Source organism: Pedobacter africanus, assembly GCF_040548825.1.
Taxonomy (GTDB): domain Bacteria; phylum Bacteroidota; class Bacteroidia; order Sphingobacteriales; family Sphingobacteriaceae; genus Pedobacter; species Pedobacter africanus_A.
The window spans coordinates 817,461-836,331 of the sequence record NZ_JBEPSL010000001.1; the positions used below are offsets into that span (position 1 = coordinate 817,461).

The window sequence follows — 18,871 nt, forward strand, 5'->3', positions numbered from 1 at the left end:
TTAAAGCTATATCTGATTAAATATACAATATAGCCGCTCAATAGTTTTACAAAGGCCTAAAACTTATAGCATCTTAGTTGTCTGTCGCTACTGCTGTTTCGCCGGTTGATGTAAAAACCAGCAGATATTTCGTGACTGCCGTAATTGTAGCTGCGCAGTTTGTTTAAGGAATAATCATAAGAATAGCCTATCCTGAGGTTTTGAGAAGCAAAAACTTCAACAATGGCACCAATGGCATTTTGCCTGGAAAGATCGGTTTGCTGGTAATTCTTTTTGTAAAGATCAAAGGATGTCCTGTAAAAACCACCTATCCAAAAATTCTCTTTAAATAGAAAAAATGCATTTAAATCGACAGCAGAAGGCCCTTTGGTATCGTCTTTAATTAAAATGACAGGCTTAAACCGGATGTCTTCGTTCAGGTTCAGCATGGTTCCTGCGGTAAGGTAAAAATGCGGCTGCGGTACGGGGACCATTCTGTTTTCGGTATTTTTTTTTGACATGTACCTGGCCAGTACATTGGTGGCAGAAAAGCCCGCGAAGAATTTTTCGCTGGCATAATAAACCCCAAAACGTGCATCAGGTACGGTATTGGTCTGCGCACCAAAAGGGATCAGCCCATCTGCCGGGTCATAATTGTCGAGCTTGTTTCCATCCATGCCCAGCTGCATCAGGCCGGCAGCAATTCCAAAGGCCAGCCTGGATGAACCATCGTCATTCAACCGGATCCGGTAGGCATAATTGGCATAAGCAGTAAGGTAACTTTGCGCACCTACCTGGTCGTTGGAAAGGATGAGGCCGAGGCCCACGTTGCCATCATGAAATGCGCCATCGGCAGCCAGTGAAAAGCTTTTGGGGGCGCCTTTAACACCTTCCCATTGCGAGCGGTAGAAAGACTGTACATAGATATCTTCCTTGTAACCCGCGTAGGCCGGATTGATATGGAGGCCATTGAACACATACTGTGTAAACTGGCTGTCTTGCTGGGCACTGGCTTTAAGCGCCATGCAAATGACGAGTATCGACAGGATCAGTTGTTTCCTGTTATTTGTTGCGGAGTATCGTAACATAGCCTTTATAAACTTCCCATTTGTTTGTTGCGGTTTTTACTTTCAGCAGGTAGAAATATGTTCCTTCATTTAAGCCAGTTGCAGCCCAGTCGTTGGTGTATCCTTTTTTATCGTATACCGTACCTCCCCAGCGGTTTACTATGGTCAGCTCATTAGCCTCATACAGTTCCAGCCCTGGAATTTTAAAGGTATCGTTCAGGCCATCTCCATTTGGTGTAAAAACATTAGGGATGATTATTCCCGCTATAGGTTTGCTGTCTGTTGCACTGTTGTTCTGGAGATCGGGATCGGTTTCCGATGCGGTTACGGTAGCTGTATTTTTGATGACACCGGGTTTGGCAGCTTTTACCTTTATCCGCAGGTCGGCCATTTGTCCGTTATCCAGTTTGCTGATCTCCCACAGGATGGTACGGTTGCCCGGACTGTAATTGGCATAGCCCAGCATGGGAGTAATGAGCTGCTGGAAAATGAGCTCCTCGGGCAGGACATCCCTGACCTTAACCTGGGTGGCATCTGCAGTTCCATTGTTTTTAACCTGAATGAGGTATTCAAAAGTATCGTTGATGGTAACGGCCCTTGATTCGGCATTTTTGCTGATCATCAGATCGGCGGTAAGCACCGGGGCGGGGCCGATATTGACCACTACAGGGTCAGAGATGTCGGACGCGCAACCCTGGGCATTGAAGGAGACAACGTTGTATTTTCCACCTTCTAAAACCGTATAATCTGCTGCGGTAGCACCGGCAATAGCTGCGCCGTCTTTGATCCACTGGAAGGTTGCTGCATTAACAGAATTGGCCTTTAGCTTTACAGATGATCCTTGAGGGACGGTTACTGTTTGCTGGCCACCAGATTGCGCAAAGCCTGCCGTTGCACTAAGCAACAGCAGACTTGACACAAAATTGGTTTTTCTGTTAGACATGTAGGGTTCAATTAATATGGAGGCGCTATTCAGACATTAAGAGACTGAAATAACTGGTTTAGCAGGTTTAGCAGTTACAGTAACCGTTGTATTTGCAGATTCTGTACATGGAGTTCCTCCTGGTGATTTTAGTGTTTTACCTGCTGGTACCGTATAGGTTACATTAGAAGTAACAGTATAGCTGCCGGCAGTTGTAGTAGTCATATTGAATTTTTTGGAATCACTACCGTCTACTGCACCTACGCCTGAACCCGGTACCGTTACCCAGGCATAGCTAAAATCAACACCAGTAGGAAGTGTAGCTGAATTTGCAGGAGTTGCTAAAGAACTAATAACTGTTTTTGTAGTGTTTGTAGTTCCGTCGATACAATAAGATGCTGTTTGTGGCGTAACGGTAACTGTATATGCTGGTAACATATATACCTCGATTGGATCAGAAGGATCACCGGTACAACTTGCTCCCGATGCGCTGATGACATGCACTCTCCAATAGTGACTACCGGCTGCGTCAAGTTCTGTGCCCCCGGTTACAGTTAAATTTTCAGAACCAGCGGTTCCATTGTACGTTTTTACAACTGCTGCTGATCCTGAAATGGCGGTACCTCCGGCATCAACTTTTTGCCATACAGTTTGATCGCCGGTAGTCAAGGTATAAGCGCCTGTATAAGCCAATGTAACTGTACCTGTACTACAAACATAGATCGCAGGATCGGCTAATGCTGCAATTGGCAACAGGAACATTGAGCAAAATGCCAGAATTAATTTGATTTTTCTACTTGTCTTTTTCATGATTTTAATTTTAAGTTGAATATTTATTTTTTTATTGTGATACGATGTGAGGTGCTTGCGGTTTAGGGTTAACTTTTACAATTACATTAGTTGATTTTGGACAACCATCGCTGGTTAGCGTGAAAACATAGGTTACATTTATGGGCAATTGTGTTGTGTTTACGAGTATTTCGTTGATTTGATTGGAACTACCTGAACCCGCTGGGTTACTTATTCCGCTTGTTAATGCCCTGGTCCATGAAAAACTTGTGCTGCCAAGACTACTTGTAGCTGCATAAGAGAAATTTGTTCCACTGCAAACCGAAGGGGTTAGTATACTTGTAAGATCTGGGAGCGGTTTTAGCATTATTGTAATTACATTGCTGTTGGCCGAACAGTTTATACTGTTTAATGCTGAGGAAGCCACCCGTCTATAATAGGTAGTTTGTGTCAGGGCTACAGTTTCAGTAAATGTCTCATTCGTAGCAAGGTTTATATTGGTAAAAGCAATATTGTCTGTTGATTTTTGCCATTGGTAAGTTGCTGCACTACCACCGGCGTTAACTGTTGCTGCCGTAGTGCTGGTAAAAGCGGCAGGTATAGAATTGCTACATATGGTTTGATTGGCGGCAATTACACCACCGTTTATAGTATTTACCGTTACTGTTACCGGAACCCTTGTCGATTCATTGCTACAGCCCGATTTAGCTGTTGCAACATAGTATGTAGTATTTACTATGGGATTTACGGTATAACTGTTCCCGGTCGACAATAAAGTGCCGTCTGTTGCTGCATCATACCATTTAAAAGTGTTGCCGGCGGCAGGTACATCGGGTGCTAAAATTGTCGAAACATCCGGACATGCGGTTACATTTTGTAAAGTTGCAGGCGTGAATAATGGTTTTTGCGGTGTTCTTTCTATCTCATGAACATATAAATTCGAAAACAGATTTAATACAGATCCGAAGTTGATGGTTACCCGGTCAAAAGCAATTCCCGGGGCTACAGAAAAGGTAATAGGGGTTGCATTACTTAAAAGGCCCAGTAAATCAGCGCTCAGGAGATTTCCCAAACCGGCTGTCCAGACTGCGGTGGTTGAACTTCCATTGTATGCAGAAACAGTAACGTTGTTTAGCAAACCCACTGATAGAACGGCAGCTGGCGCTGAAATAGTCATTTTTACTTCGTCTGTAGTGTTTGATGGACTGGAGAAATAAAAATTCTGATTCGCTGAACTTAATAATGCACCGGGTGTAAGTGTAGAAAAGGTTGTCCTGCTTCCGTCTATTGCCCTTTCTGGAGTTGAAACATTAACGCCATTGGTTCCTAACACCAACCCACAATCAGCTGTATTTGTAGTGTTGTAAAAAGCATAGACAACATCAGTACTCGCAGTTCCGGCTCCGGGAATGAGGCCACCATTCCCTGTTACATTTAAACGAACTGTATTAAATGTGCTGGTTGCAGAAACTGCGTAGTATATTGAACCATCAGCAGCAGTTATAACACTAAAAGAACTTCCTGTCGCAAGTGTTGTATTGTTGTAGGCCTGTGCAGTAATTGAACCGCCAGTATTCAGATAAGTTATGTTTGATACTTTAATGTATACAATTGTATTGGAAGGGATAGACGAAAAACCCAGCCCGATCCAGCCTGTAACAGCTGAGCCTGTTAATCCACCTGTTCCTGTTGCAGAGATATTGGCTAATGGAGGAGTTGACGATGGTGGTGAAGTGCCCGGGGAACTAGCTGCTGCTTTTGTTTCATTGGTAATGGTTACCCCTGTAGTGGTTCCTATTTTAGTAACCGTTGTAGCATAAATTCTTTGCCCCTTAACCTCATTCACACCACCAACCATTACCATTAAAACCAATAGTAAAAGCCAGTATTTCGTTATGATCTTTAGATTAAGTGAGAGCATGAACATTTTTCCTTTTAATCCCATCCCTGATACAATTAGGACAGTTTTTTTCGTCCTTTCAAAATTAGCCCAGAAAGGGGTGTTAATTATTGTTCATGTTGTTCAGTTTTGAACTGTAAGGAGGAAGCTTATATTCTTATAAACGGGATGATGTGCTGATAAAATGTTGTAAACTAATAAGTTTTATTGTCTGTTGAGTTTTGTTCATTTTGTTCAGTGTAAGTCATTGAACAGAATAGAAATAAAACGAGGTTTTGTTGAACCTGGAGCACATGAAATGCATACTATATTTTATCACAAACCGTTGGCTACTGTACTGCCAGAAAGTAATGCCTGTCGCTAAGGCATTTTATTTATTTTTGAGCTGAATACGGAAAACAAAATGAGATGAAAGAAAATAAATACGATGACCCTGCCTTTTTTCAGCAGTACTCAAAAATGAACCGTTCCCAAAAAGGATTGGAAGGCGCGGGGGAGTGGTATGTTTTAAGAACTATGCTTCCCGACCTTCGTGAAAAAGCAGTGCTTGACTTGGGCTGCGGTTTTGGGTGGCATTGCAGGTATTTTATGGAAAACGGGGCGAAATCTGTTGTAGGCGTAGATATTTCTGATAGAATGCTGGAAAAGGCGGGGCAGATCAACAACATTGAAGGAATTCAGTACGAAAGGATAGCTTTGGAAGATGCTATGTATCCTGCTGAGAGTTTTGACCTGGTATTTAGTTCGCTTACCTTTCATTATATCCAATCTTTTGACAAACTCATTCACAATATATACAGCTGGCTCCGACCAGGAGGAATGTTGGTTTTTTCGGTTGAGCATCCGGTTTTTACTGCAGAGGGCACACAGGATTGGGCTTATGATGAATCTGGCGAGAAACTCCATTGGCCGGTTGACAATTACTTTGATGAAGGAAAAAGGGACACCGTGTTTTTAGGGGAACAAATTACAAAATACCATAGAACCTATGCTACCTATATAAATACGCTGATCAATGCGCAGTTCAAAATTGTGGAGGTTAAAGAACCTATGCCCGATGAGCAAATGCTAAATGACATTCCAGAAATGAAAGATGAACTCCGAAGGCCAATGATGTTGCTGGTCTCTGCTCAGAAATAGCGACTGAATCTGAATAGCTTTGGGTTTCAAAAATTGTTTACCCAGGGCATAAGCCTAGGTAAACAATAGCCTAATTTTTGTAAAAGAAATCGCGGTTATTCTGCTGCAGCCTGCTCATTAACCGCGCTAACTGCAATTTCAGTCAGGGCCACATCCGTAGCTTTTTCATTGTCAAGGGTAAATTGCAGTAGTTCTGCAACATCCGTATGCCCCATATTTTGTGCAAAAACTACCAGTGTGCCATAGGTGGCGATTTCATAATGTTCTACTTTCTGTGCGGCCAGGATCAGACCTGCATCACGGATCAATGTACCCGAATCTGTATCTTCAATGATACTCTCGGCTTCTTTTACCAGGCCTTCCATCGCATCACATTTTTTTGCCTGGGCTTTTTCATCCAGTAGCTGAAAAACCTGTTCCAAAGTAGCGATGTGCTCATTTGTTTCCTGCGCATGCTTTTCAAAAGCGTCAGCAAGCTCTGGGCTGGTTGCTGCTTTTTTCATTTTAGGGAGTGCTTTCGAAAGATGTTTCTCAGCCCAATAAATGTCTTTCAGTTCGTCCACAAAGAACTCATGGAACTCTGAATTTTCCATTTTTCCCGTTCTTGATTTGCTGGTGCCTTTTGCACCTGTTTTTGTTGTAGTTGCCATAATTTTTAGTTTTTCATTAGTTAAACAATTTGTTTTTTCAGTAGTATTTATGTTTTAATGATTGCCCGCTACATCTTCGTTGCGGGCTAATTAACCAGCAACTTTAAGATTTGTTTAGACTTTATTAAAAGAAAAGTTTTTGCTAAAAATAAAAGCAGAAGCTTTTTAAAACCTGAGTATGTATACAACAGTAAGGTGATAAGATTGTTTAAGAAAATACAATAAAAAATTAAACAAAAAAAAACTAAACAATCTCTATTTCAATATGTTGAATTAGCACTGCATTAAAAATCTACCACTTTTAAATCTAATTCAATGGCAAAAAAAGATACTCAGGTAAAACCTGGAAATCAACCTGAAAATGAAAAAACCAGATCCCTGCAGGGGCATACAGCAGATGCAGCAGGGGAACCTATGACAACAGATCATGGCGTAAAGATCAATGACGATCAGCATTCTCTTAAAGCAGGAGAACGCGGGGCTACCTTGCTCGAGGATTTTATCCTTAGAGAGAAGATCACACACTTTGATCACGAACGTATTCCGGAACGTATTGTGCATGCCAGGGGGTCCGGTGCCCATGGTGTGTTTAAACTGTATAAATCCCTCGGAAGCGTTACCAAAGCCGGCTTTTTAAATGATACAGAAACCGAGACACCGGTATTTGTACGTTTTTCCACCGTTGCCGGGTCCAGAGGGTCTACGGATCTGGCAAGAGATGTGCGTGGCTTTGCGGTTAAATTTTATACACAACAAGGGAATTTTGATCTGGTAGGCAACAATATGCCTGTATTTTTTATTCAGGATGCGATGAAGTTTCCTGATCTGGTGCATGCGGTTAAACCTGAACCTGACAATGAAATACCGCAAGCCGCGTCTGCGCACGATACTTTTTGGGATTTTATTTCGCTGATGCCTGAATCTACACATATGATCATGTGGCTGATGAGCGACAGGGCCATCCCCCGCAGTTTGCGTATGATGGAAGGATTTGGGGTACATACATTCCGCTTTATCAATGATAAGGGGGAAGCAAGTTTCGTAAAATTCCACTGGAAACCATTGCTTGGTGTGCATTCTGTGGCCTGGGACGAAGCGCAGAATATATCCGGAAAGGATCCTGACTTTCATCGCCGAGATCTTTGGGAAGCAATCGAGAGCGGTGCTTTTCCAGAGTGGGAACTAGGTGTGCAGATTGTACCAGAAGCAGATGAGTTTAAGTTTGAATTTGACTTGCTTGATCCTACCAAAATTATTCCCGAAGAATTGGTTCCGGTACAACGTATAGGCAAAATGACACTGAACAGAAACCCGGAGAATTTCTTTGCCGAAACAGAACAGGTAGCTTTTCATGTGGGCCATATTGTACCTGGTATAGATTTCACCAACGATCCTTTATTGCAGGGTAGGTTATTTTCCTATACAGATACGCAACTGATCCGCCTGGGCGGACCTAATTTCCATGAAATTCCCATAAACCGTCCTGTCGTGCCTGTCCATAATAACCAAAGGGACGGTTACATGCGTCAAACGATCAACAGAGGTAAAACCAGTTACGGACCAAACTCTCTTAGCAATAATGATCCTCAGCAGGTCAAGGCTGCTGACGGAGGTTTTACTTCCTACCAGGAACGCATAGACGCCAAAAAGGTAAGGGCCAGAAGCAAGAGTTTTTTTGATCATTTCAGTCAGGCCAAGCTATTTTTTAACAGTCAGTCTGATCCTGAAAAGAACCATATAATTGATGCGCTTAGTTTTGAGCTGGGTAAAGTAAAAACAGTAGCCATCCGACAGCGTATGATTGGGATTTTGTCTCTGGTGGATGAAGGACTGGCCACCCAGGTGGCTTTTGCACTTGGCTTGAAAAAACCAAAGAAGCCAGAGCAGCCGATTAACCATAGTATCCCTGCTGATGGCGATCCGTTGGATTACCAGCCTTTAATGGTTGAGGGTAAACTTAAAACCTCTGCCGCATTGAGTATGGCCGGAACAGTGAAAAATAGCATTAAGAGCCGTAAAATTGCGATTTTGGCTGCCGATGGGGTAGATGCAAATTCATTAACAACAGTTAAATCTGCAATCATCGCAGCAGGTGGGGTAGTTCAGGTAATTGCGCCAAAATTAGGGCTGCTGGTTGCCGCCGATAATGCTGAGATTCCAGTTGATGAGAGCTTTCTGACCGCAGCTTCGGTGCTTTATGATGCAGTGTATGTGCCAGGAGGAACAAATAGCGTAGCCACTTTGGAGGCAGAAGCAAATGCAGTCCATTTTTTAAACGAAGCGTTTAAGCACTGTAAGGCTATCGCTGCAGATGACCATGCCATACAGGTGCTGGAGGCAACCTATTTTTCTAGAAAACTGCCCGAAGATTTTTCAGATGAAACGGTGCTTAAAGAAGGTATAGTTATGGGAAATGACCCTGCTAAACTGGCCAAGCAATTTATTCAGGCCATAGCGCAGCATCGCTTCTGGGAGCGGGAAAAACCACGCCAGGTTCCTGCTTAGCGCTGAAGTATTTCAATAGCGGCTTCATTGCCCTGCTGGGCGGCCAGGTCTAAAACAGAAAGTCCGCGAACGTCCAGCAGGGTTTTATCTGCCCCATTGTCCAATAAGAGTTGCAAGAGGTCGTTTCTGCCAAACATAGCGGCAAACATCAATGCTGTTCCGCCATTGCCATGCTGTAGGTTTAAACTTGCCCCTTTACTGATTAAAAGCGCAGCAATTTCCTTGTAGCCTTTAAAGGCAACGCCCATTAGAGCCGTATTGCCGCCATAATCCTGTGCATCTACATCTGCACCTGCTTCCAGCAATAATCTGGCAGCCTGGTACTGGTTGTTATAGCAGGCGATAATCAGTGGCGTGTATCCTTTCTCATCTCTGGAGTTTACATCTGTATGCTGACGGATCAGTTCCTGCAGTACTTCGATGTTGCCGATCCTTGCTGCGTGGATGATAATCTGAGTAGTTTGTGTCATTTTTTATTAACATCCATAACGATAGATTGTTTTTCCGGAGGCCAAAGGAGAAAGTTGTTTTTGGCTTCGGTATCATAGGCTATTTACCCATCCCCGGAAAAACCGAATGATGTCAATAAACCCAGTAATACTTAGTTTAGTCTGGTTCCTTTTGGTACTACAATTTTTTTAACAGTTGTTGGTCTGGTTGTAATAAAATAAGGATAATCCGGGCCTCCTCCCGTCGGGTTTGCCATACTTCTTAAGCCTGGTGCACTTAAAATTTTAAAACATCCCGCTAAAATCAACGGGATGTTTTGTTTTCATCAAAAGCTTAGCGACAAACTACTGTACCCTGTCTGGGTGGAAAAACAAGCGCACCCGGTCCAGGCTCGAAGCGCCTGGGGTAACAAAATAAGATTGTACCAGACCTTTTTCTCCGGCAAGCGGAAAGCCCATTCCAAAAACTGAAGTTTTACTCTGTTTCTCATCGTCCTGGAAAGCCCATTGATCTGTTGTTCCGGCCTTGGTAAAACAAATGTCAGCCTTGCCCACTTCATTTTTATGATCAAAGTTTGCGCTTGGCAAATAATTGAAATATACCCAGGTTCCTGGCAACACATTCTTCGCCAGATATTCGCGGTACTCCTGTCCGTTGGTTTCGTCCTTTCTATACAGGAAAATATCAACCGGATCGTTGTTTTCTGTGTAGTGCATGTAAAAACCCAGTTTATTTGTACTGGCATCTGCAGCCGGGGCATTGAGGCCAATTTCTTTACCATCTATGTAGATGAAATTAAAAATGGCCTTTGTGCCGCTTTCCGGTAGTGGCTTAGTGAACAGTACCTTGCCGCTTACCGGGTTTTTGATGCTTAAGATGCCCGGTTTTTTTGCCATAGGGTAAGTGTGTACTGCATTAAAGTCGAATATTGATGCGGGCTTAAGCACAAATTTTCCATTCGAAACGGTTTTGTCGTATCGGGCTGTATCTATCACAATTTCGAGTTCGTCGGCACTGCCGTTGTAGCCGTTTATCACTACCTGTATGGCTTTCTGGCCGGTCATGTCTTCTTTATTGCAGGCAGAAAATGTGGTCAGCAGCAATAATAATGGTATTGTGGTTTTTATATAATGGGTTATGGATTTCATTTTCTGTCTTTTATAGTTCTAAATCTTTGTTAAACCGCATGCTGTCGCCTACAGGACCTTCACTGAAAATATACAGCTTGGAAGAAGTAGCCGATGATGCCGGTTTAGGCGCGGTAGAAGAGGTGGCATGCCAGGTATAAGCTGTTCCTTCTGTGTAAAGCTGGTTGGTACCTGCCTTGTATATATATACCACAAAAGAAACAATGGTATTTTGCCCGTTATACTGCTGCCCAACAGTAGAGAAGGTTGGGATGGTAACCGGATTACTGAATTCGTAAGGTTTGGCATTTTTAATCCGCCCCAGTTCTTCAAATACCTTAGGTGTCCAGTAGTATTTTCCCAGTACAATGTCTACAGGTTCTGAATAGTTGGTAACCGTAGGCTTAAACATATAGCTTACTTTAATTTTACCTTCCTCTGCTGCCGGTATTTCAGGCATATCATTTACCTTGCCGTTCATGTAAAAGAAGCTGATTGTTGCCGCCCCGTCTGCTTTTTTCAGTTCCTTTTCCAATACAGGTTTTCCGCTTTCCGTTTCTGTGATGCTCAGCTTCACGGTGTTCTGGTTTGGCGGAAACAGATAAGCTCCGCTCATGTTGAAACGGCCGCTGGTGATGTACGCCGGAAACTTTACAGTATCCAGTTTTACCAGGAGGTCTTTACCGTCGCTGTTATAGCCTTTTACCGTAACGGGCAGCATATCGCCCTTGTATAAAAAGTTATCTCCGCCTTTATTGCAGGCAGTTTGCGCCAGCAGGAATATTCCTGTGCATGCGGCGTAAAATATATTTGTGATCTTCATGGTCTTAATTTTTGATGATTGAAATCGTTTAGAAAGCATAAGAAACCGACAGGCTGAACGAGCTGCCTACTTTACGGAAAAATGTATCCTTGTCACCAATCCTTGTTTTGGTTTTTCCATCAGCTGAGGTCTCGTAATACCCCTCTTCGTATTTCTGAGAAAAACCATATTTCCATTCGTAGATATCGGCCCAGTCTGACACACCCGTTGCGGTAATTGCAGACAGGTTCATGTCTTTCCATTTATCCAGTAGTTTATAGGTTGCTTCGCTGTTGATAAAGAAGCGATAAGGATTGTTCAGGAGGTTACTCATGTTCAGTTTTGCTTTTAATTTTTTGTCTCTTAAAAAATTATAGCTCAACTGGGCATCCAGCTGGTTGCGCGGGCGTTCATATTCTACGATGCTGGGTAATATTCCGGTAGCAAATGTTTTGTAACCCATATGGTTAAAGGCGATGTTGGCGCCGAAACGAGGGCCATCGTACTGCAGGGCGATATTGTACAATACGGGCACCTGGCCATACAGCGGTCTTTTTTCGCGGATCATCTGCCTGGTACGGTACTCAAAACTTCGGCCGTATTTATCATCGGTCATGCTTTTTCCAACAAAGGTACTGGCCTGCACCTCTGAATTCTGGAGGGTAAGGTTACCGCTCAGGTAAATGTCGTCCAGGAACTTCCATTCCGGTTTTACAAAGCCAAAGCTTTTGCGGAGGTCAAATTCCCAGCCGCTTACCTTTGCCCATTGAGAGTTTTGTGTAACCACATATACCCTTCCGGTATTGTCGGGCTGATTGCGGTAGATCTCAACAGGTTTATCAAAATATTTATAGAAATAACCGAATGATAATACCTCTCCAGGCTTAGGGTACCATTCTACCCGAACATCATAGTGGTCTATCAGCGTAGATAAAGCACCCTGGTTGCTGCGGTAAGCGGCAATACCCGGATCGTAGCGGATCATGCGGGAGTTTTCTATCAATGCCGGTCTTACTACAGATTGTGAGTAAGCAGCCCTCAGGTTAAGCTCTTTTAACGGGGTGATGGTCATGCTGGCCGAGGGCAGGTAGCGCCAGGTCTTTTCTTCATGCTCCGGATCGGCAAAAGCAGATACAATTTTCCCGGTTCCGGGGTCTACAAATTGACGCTTTTCGCTTTGCTCAATCAGGTTCCTGGTAGCCAGGTCGTTTACACCGTTTTTAATCCATTCGTATTTGTAGTACTCGGCCCTGGCACCCCATACCAGGCGCAGCCATTTTGTAAAACGGTTATCCAGCATGGCATATACCGCCTGGTTTTTATTTTTGCCCTGGTAACCATTGTAGGAGAATCCTGCCGGATAATAGAAGAGGTCGCTTTGCGGGTCTTTAAATTCCAGGTACTTGCTCCATTCCTGCACGGGTACATAAGGGTAAATGCCACCGGGCTTTACGGAACCAATAGGCAACAGTGTCCAGTCGTAGGTGCCCTCGCGCTGCATGTACTGATAGCCGGTTTTGGCCACCTGCTTTAAACCTGCAATGTTGAAATTGTAATTCAAAGCAGCTTCGGCAGCTTTATTTACTTCATCGTATTTGTATTGGGCCCTGTTAAAAGTACCGCCTCCGGGGTTAGTGATGGCGCTGGGCATCACATTGTATATGATTCCGTTCATGGTTTTGGTGGGCCCCAACCAGGCTTCTATGGCATCTTTTTCCAGGTTAACAAGCTTATTTCGGGAAACATTCCAGTCGAAACGGAAAGCGCCAAAGGTATGTTCACCGTTGATGCGGTTCTGGAGCAGGTCAATAAATTTCGGGCGGTCGTATTCACGGATTTCGGGAAACCCTTCGCGGCCAATCTCGTTCCCCCAGCCTACAATGCGCGAGAACTGGTTGCTGAACACACGCGAATAAAAATTACGTGAGGTGATTTTATGATTTTTGGAACTCCAGCCCATATTGAGCAGGGCACCCCAGCTGGTATTGAAATTGTATTGATTGGCAAAGGTAGGGTCAACCTCCTGGCCTGTTTCCGTGTTAATGATCTTGTTGCTCAGTTTTTCCCAGTTGCCGCGGCCAAACTGCGAAATGTCTTCATTAGATTGTTCATTGCGGTAACTCAGCGAGCCCACAAAACCAATGCGGCTGTTTTTAAGGTCGTAACTACGGCCCAGGCTAAACTGATAGTTTTGGCCGGGTAGTGCAGTATATACCCTTGTACCCGCTCTTTCCAATCCGCCAATCCTTTTGTTCTGTTCTGCAATCATGGCCGGTGTGATGGGGGTAACGCCCTTTGGTGGTATTGCGCCGGGGTTGGTAGGGATGTAATTCTGGCTGGTAAACACCATGATGTCTTTTGGAAAATGGTCCCTTACGCCATCATCGAAACCCAGGTAATCGTTTTTGCCGCGACCATAACCCAGGAAATCTTTGCCGGTACTGCCTTTGATGTATTTGCCGCCGAAACTGAAATTATTGAAATTCTTATCGGGGATGGCCAGTGTATTGATCTGGATCAGTCCGCCACCAAAACCGAAGCTGAGATCGGGTGTAGCGGTTTTGGACACAATCACATTGTCAATCAGGTTAACCGGCACAATGTCAAACTCGAAATCCCGTATCTGCACATCTGTGCTGGGCAGGGTAGCACCGTCCATCATGGCCAGGTTATACCGCTCTGCAATCCCCCGCACCACTACCCGGCGGTTGTCGTTGGTACTTACGCCCGAGATCCTTTTCAGGGTCTCGCCAATGTTTTTATCGGGCAGCGCAGCAATCTGTTCTGCCGAGATACCATTGGAAATGCCGGCTTCGTTTTTCTGGCGGGTATATAGTGCGTTGATGCTTTCTTTTTTGAAGCTGGCAGTTACTACCACCTGGTCTAATGTGCTGGTAATGGCAGTCAGCACAATGTCGAGCCTGGTCAGTTCGCCCGCTTTAACTACCACATCAGTAATACGTTTGCTCTGAAAGGATACGTAGCTGGCTTCCAGGGTATAAGTACCCGGGGCTATGCTGAAATTGTAGCTGCCATCGGTATTGCTTTGTACTGCCTGGCCGCCCTGGAGCAGTTTAACACTGGCTCCCGGAAGGGCTTCGCCACGATTGTCCAATACCTTACCGCTAATGCGCCCGGGTTGCTGCCTTGCAGCATTGGGTATTACCGGCGTTTCTGCTTTGGTAACTACCACAAGCATGTTCTTTACCGTATAGCTATAAGGCTGATTGGCAAAACAGGCATTGAGCACCTGTTCTACAGTAGCATTTTTTAGCTGAATGCTTACCGGCCGGGCATCGTTAAAAAGTTCGGTATCGTAAAAGAAATCATATTTGCTTTGCTTTCTGATTTCTTCCAATATGGAGTGGATACTGCTGTTCTGCCTGTTCAGGTTGATGCGCTGCGCATAGCTGGCGGCATTGACCTGTATCAGCAAACAGGTTATTAATATCATGGTGATTTTCATAACACGCATGCATTGATAAAAATTCATATTTTTGTTAATGTTAAAATGAGTTGATGATGTTGTAGCTTCAATATTTTCGATAAGCTTTAACAATACTGCCAGAGGTGTTCCCAGCACCTTTGGCTTTTTTTGGGCTTACCGTTCGTATGCTGGTATTAGTCGGTCACGATAAGCCTCCTTCCTTTTAATGTTGCTGTTGCTTTTTTTGTGGATTGTATCATTTCTATAATGGTAGAAAGTGGTTGTGTGCGCGACACCATCCCGTTAAAGCGCATGTTGCCCAGCTGATGCGGGTATTCCACTTCTATATCGTACCAGCGCGACACCTGCCGCAATACGCTTTCGAGGGTTTCGCCCCTGAATATAAAATCCCCGTTCTTCCAGGCCAGCTGTTGAGCAATGTCCGCTTCCTTTACCTGAATATCCCTGTTTAAGATGGCTTGTTGCCCGGGTTTTAACAGTGCAGATTGCCCATTTCTGGCCCGTACCCGAACGCTGCCTTCTACCAGGGTAGTTTTTACCATACCTTCATCGGGGTAGGCATTTACATTAAAATGGGTACCTAAAACCTGTATTTCCTGCTGGTCGGTTTCTACAATGAAGGGCCTGGTTTTATTTTTTGTTACTTCAAAATAGGCTTCTCCGGTCATTTTTACCCGACGTTCTTTTGCATCAAAATGCAAAGGGTAGCTCAATGAAGAAGCGGCATTCAGCCAGGCCTTTGTCCCATCGGGCAGGGTAACCTGGTATTGCCCGCCTTTTGGTGTAGCGATGGTATTTGTAGTCCGGGCCTGTTGTGTATTACCCTTGGCTACACTATACAGGATATTGCCGTCTTTCGTTTTTTCTATCCGCATTCCGTCCTCCGTGGCAATCGCTCCGCTTTTTGCATCTTCCAATGAGATGATCGAGCCGTTGGCCAGGGTTAAGGTAGCTTTATGCCCGCCAGGAAGGATGTCTGTTTGTTGTGCCAGCTCCCTGTTATCTGCAGCTTGGGGGCCTGTGAACAGCCATGCCACACCTGCCAGTAGTACAAAACCGGTAAATACTGCGGCGTAGCGCAACCAGGATATCCTGCGCATTAACGGCACAGCAGCGGAACCATCAGCAATCCTTTCATTGATCTGCTGCTGCCAGCTTTCCATTTTTGCGGCAGCTACATCGTTATGCAATGCTGTTTGCTGCGCTGCCTGGGCATCCTGTTCGTCCATCAGCTGGTGCAGGTACGCCATCATATCTGGATCTTCCAGAAGCTGGTTTACCTGTTGTTCTTCTGCAGTACTGCACTGATGGTTCAGGAACCTGATGAATAATAGTCTGGTTTGCTCTTCCATAGCCTTTAAATATCCTTCTTATGATACTACTCGTAAAAAGGAGAGGCATACCACCTACGGAAAATGAAAAAAAATATTCAGGCTAGATGGCCAGGTATTTTTTTGTGCGGCTGCGGAAGGTTTCCAGTGCAGATGACATGTAGTTTTCTACAGTATTTACCGATAGGTTCATTTCTCTGGCAATCTCCGGGTAGGTAAGCCGTTCTTCCCGGCTCAGCTGGAACACACGACGGCGCTGAGGCGAAAGGGCCTGCAGCACATCCTGGTATAGTCCGTCTGCATCGGCTGCCATGAGCTGATGATCGGCAAGTCTGCGGTCGGCCAGGGTTTCTGTGAGTGTGGTTTGCTCAATAGCTGTTACAGCGGTAACCATTTTACGGCGCTGATCTACAATCTTATTGCGCATGTAGCGGTAAAGGTATGCACCCACCTCGCCCTCAATTTTCCTGGTATGTCTTTTCTCCCAGATGTCGAAAAGCAGATCGAGCATTAGCTCTTCAGCAATATTTTCGTTGGGGATATAACGCAGGGCCTGTTTGTATAAGCGGGCGGAATGCCGGCTAAAAAACTCATTATAGGCCTTAACATCATCGTGCTGACAACGTTCCAGTAATGCATGATCGGTTGTATGGGTGTAATCCACTTCAGAAAAAATTTACCGGAGCAAAACTGTTAAAATGGCGTTTGCTTAATGTGAGTTGTATATTAATTTTTTATTAATAATTCTTAATATTGGCCCCGGTATCCCTATATTAAGGGCTGAGGCAGATCACCATGGTAATTAAACCCCTTCATGAAGAAGCTGAGTTACTGGCTAAAATAGCGGAGGGCGACCATTTGGCTTTTAAGGTGATTTACGACCAGTACTACAGGCAGGTTTATAACTTTGCCTTCAAATGGATACAGGACAAAGAATCGGCACAGGAAATTGTGCAGGAAACGATGCTCCACCTTTGGGAGCTGGGCTATAAGCTTAAGCACATTCACCATGTGGAAGCTTACCTGAAAACCATTGCCAAGCGTAAGGCTATTGATGTTTTTCGTGCAAAAATATTGCAGGAAAAATCTGTAAGGGCATTGGCAACGGCTTATATTGACGGGCATAATGAGACCGAAGAAGGCATCCTGATGCGGGAGGCCAGGAACATTCTGGCCGAAGGGATCAGCCAGCTTCCGGCCCAGCAGCAGCAGGTATATAAGCTTTGTCAGCAACAAGGACTTAAATATGAAGAGGCCGCCCGGCAATTGGGTATTTCTCATGGAACCGTACAAACGCACATGAAGCTAGCTTTAAAATTTCTGCGTGCCCACGTGCTCAAAAATACAGATGTAGCCGTTTTACTGGTGATTTTGAAATTATTTTAATTTTTTTTGAATCTCATTACCTCGATTCTTTTTGTCGTCCGACTTCAATTTAAATGGGCAGCATGCCCCGGCTAAACATGAACAAAGAAAGATTAAGCTATTTGCGTTTGCAGTACCTGTCTGGCAATATCACAGCCAGGGAACTGTCTGAATTGAAAAGCCTGGTAAATGACCCTAACCTTGATGCTGAGTTTTCAGATCTCGCGGAGGAAGTTTGGATGGCCCCGGATTCGGATGTTCAGCCCATGACTGCAGAAGAAGCAAATAAAATATACCTGCAGGTAACTTCGGTTGTCCAGCAAAAAAGACCGGTTAGGCTTTGGAGACGCCTGACAGTTGCAGCTTCTGTTATTTTAATTGCAGGCTCAGGATTGTACTTTCTGTTAAACAAACAAAATTCAGGTTTCAAAGCTACTTCGGTATACGCGGCTGATGCAGCACCAGGAAAGGTAGGCGCAACCCTTACGCTGGCCAACGGTAAACAAATCGCATTGAGCAATGCCAGCAAAGGAGAGCTGGCTAAGGAAGCCGGTGTCATGATCACTAAGCAGGCAGATGGCAAACTGGTATACGAGGTAGCTGCGGGGGCTAATGATCATAAGGTAAATACCCTGGCCACCGCACGGGGAGAAACCTACCAGGTTCGTTTGTCGGATGGCACTATGGTTTGGTTAAATGCAGATTCAAAGTTGACCTATGCCGCTTCCTTAAATGGGAACAAAGGGCAGCAGGAGCGTAGGGTAAAGCTGGAAGGTGAGGCTTATTTTGAAGTAACAAAAAATAAAAACAGTCCTTTTATAGTAGAAACGGGAGGGCAGGAGGTTCAGGTACTGGGTACGCATTTTAATATCAACAGCTATGCTGACGAGCCTGTGGCGACTACTACCTTATTGGAAGGAAGCGTGCGGGTTGCAGCGGGTAAAGCCGGGCAAAGCGTGATCATTAGCCCCGGGCAGCAGGCCATTAATCGGCAAGGCAGTCTAAAGGTCGCCCAAGCCAACCTGGAGCAGGTGATGGACTGGAAGCAGGGCGATTTTTACCTGAACCATGTGAACTTCAAAACCGCGATGCGTAAAATTGCCCGTTGGTACAATGTAGAAGTGGTTTACGACGCCTCCGTCTCCGATATTACAGAAGCTGGTGGCTGGATTTCAAGAAATAAAAAGCTCTCCGAGATATTACAGTCCATAGAAGCTACCGAACAGGTGCACTTTAAGGTAGAAGGACGAAAAGTTATTGTATTCAAATAATCCAAAATAACCGATAACCAGAAAAAACAGGAAACTATGCAGAGAAACTTACCATAAAAAACCAGAGGGAGGGGAACAAACCAGATCCTGGAAAGGATCTGGTTATAGTTTGGCCACAATTAATT

General features: G+C 44.5%; 15 protein-coding genes. 4 read left to right on the forward strand and 11 right to left on the reverse strand.

The window, feature by feature from the left end:
• Positions 1-56: 56 nt before the first annotated feature.
• The 4 genes from ABIE26_RS03280 to ABIE26_RS03295 are packed head-to-tail and all read right to left on the reverse strand — an operon-like array spanning position 57 to position 4,678.
• A complete protein-coding gene (locus ABIE26_RS03280; RefSeq protein ID WP_310140035.1) occupies positions 57-1,067 on the reverse strand; it encodes a PorP/SprF family type IX secretion system membrane protein in 1,011 nt (336 codons plus the stop codon).
• On the reverse strand, positions 1,042-1,989 hold the full coding sequence (locus ABIE26_RS03285) for a gliding motility-associated C-terminal domain-containing protein (protein WP_310140033.1): 948 nt from the start codon (positions 1,987-1,989) through the stop codon (positions 1,042-1,044). The genes ABIE26_RS03280 and ABIE26_RS03285 overlap by 26 nt, the downstream gene beginning before the upstream one ends.
• Positions 1,990-2,025: 36 nt before the next feature.
• Positions 2,026-2,778, reverse strand: coding sequence for a hypothetical protein (locus ABIE26_RS03290; RefSeq protein ID WP_310140032.1), 753 nt, complete (start codon positions 2,776-2,778; stop codon positions 2,026-2,028).
• A gap of 31 nt (positions 2,779-2,809) precedes the next feature.
• Positions 2,810-4,678 carry a PKD-like domain-containing protein gene (locus tag ABIE26_RS03295; RefSeq protein WP_310140030.1) on the reverse strand — a complete coding sequence of 623 codons (1,869 nt, stop codon included), beginning with the start codon at positions 4,676-4,678 and terminating at the stop codon, positions 2,810-2,812.
• 387 nt (positions 4,679-5,065) lie between these two features.
• On the opposite strand from ABIE26_RS03295, the gene ABIE26_RS03300 reads away from it, so the two are divergent.
• Positions 5,066-5,797 (forward strand): class I SAM-dependent methyltransferase, encoded by a 732-nt coding sequence (locus tag ABIE26_RS03300; RefSeq protein ID WP_310140028.1) that lies wholly within the window; start codon positions 5,066-5,068, stop codon positions 5,795-5,797.
• 95 nt (positions 5,798-5,892) lie between these two features.
• Here the strand turns inward: ABIE26_RS03300 and ABIE26_RS03305 are convergent, their stop codons facing one another.
• Positions 5,893-6,447 carry a ferritin-like domain-containing protein gene (locus ABIE26_RS03305; protein WP_310140027.1) on the reverse strand — a complete coding sequence of 185 codons (555 nt, stop codon included), beginning with the start codon at positions 6,445-6,447 and terminating at the stop codon, positions 5,893-5,895.
• A 315-nt stretch (positions 6,448-6,762) separates the two neighbouring features.
• On the opposite strand from ABIE26_RS03305, the gene ABIE26_RS03310 reads away from it, so the two are divergent.
• Positions 6,763-8,952: a catalase gene (locus tag ABIE26_RS03310; RefSeq protein WP_310140025.1), complete on the forward strand. Its 2,190-nt coding sequence runs from the start codon at positions 6,763-6,765 to the stop codon at positions 8,950-8,952.
• Here the strand turns inward: ABIE26_RS03310 and ABIE26_RS03315 are convergent.
• The 6 genes from ABIE26_RS03315 to ABIE26_RS03340 form a co-directional block, all read right to left on the reverse strand.
• Positions 8,949-9,422, reverse strand: coding sequence for an ankyrin repeat domain-containing protein (locus ABIE26_RS03315; protein WP_310140024.1), 474 nt, complete (start codon positions 9,420-9,422; stop codon positions 8,949-8,951). The two genes, ABIE26_RS03310 and ABIE26_RS03315, sit on opposite strands and share 4 nt — an antisense overlap.
• A gap of 324 nt (positions 9,423-9,746) precedes the next feature.
• Complete coding sequence (locus tag ABIE26_RS03320) at positions 9,747-10,550, reverse strand: hypothetical protein (RefSeq protein WP_310140023.1); 804 nt, start codon at positions 10,548-10,550, stop codon at positions 9,747-9,749.
• Between the two features lie 10 nt (positions 10,551-10,560).
• Positions 10,561-11,352 carry a hypothetical protein gene (locus ABIE26_RS03325; RefSeq protein ID WP_310140022.1) on the reverse strand — a complete coding sequence of 264 codons (792 nt, stop codon included), beginning with the start codon at positions 11,350-11,352 and terminating at the stop codon, positions 10,561-10,563.
• 28 nt (positions 11,353-11,380) lie between these two features.
• Entirely contained in the window at positions 11,381-14,785 is a 3,405-nt protein-coding gene (locus ABIE26_RS03330; protein WP_310140021.1) for a TonB-dependent receptor, read from the reverse strand.
• A 167-nt stretch (positions 14,786-14,952) separates the two neighbouring features.
• The gene (locus ABIE26_RS03335) at positions 14,953-16,131 is read right to left on the reverse strand and encodes a FecR family protein (RefSeq protein ID WP_310140020.1); all 1,179 of its coding nucleotides are present in this window, start codon (positions 16,129-16,131) and stop codon (positions 14,953-14,955) included.
• A gap of 82 nt (positions 16,132-16,213) precedes the next feature.
• Positions 16,214-16,774 carry a sigma-70 family RNA polymerase sigma factor gene (locus ABIE26_RS03340; protein WP_310140018.1) on the reverse strand — a complete coding sequence of 187 codons (561 nt, stop codon included), beginning with the start codon at positions 16,772-16,774 and terminating at the stop codon, positions 16,214-16,216.
• 131 nt (positions 16,775-16,905) lie between these two features.
• On the opposite strand from ABIE26_RS03340, the gene ABIE26_RS03345 reads away from it, so the two are divergent.
• The gene (locus ABIE26_RS03345; protein WP_310140016.1) at positions 16,906-17,496 is read left to right on the forward strand and encodes an RNA polymerase sigma factor; all 591 of its coding nucleotides are present in this window, start codon (positions 16,906-16,908) and stop codon (positions 17,494-17,496) included.
• 77 nt (positions 17,497-17,573) lie between these two features.
• Entirely contained in the window at positions 17,574-18,746 is a 1,173-nt protein-coding gene (locus ABIE26_RS03350; protein ID WP_310140014.1) for a FecR family protein, read from the forward strand.
• Positions 18,747-18,871 lie beyond the last annotated feature (125 nt).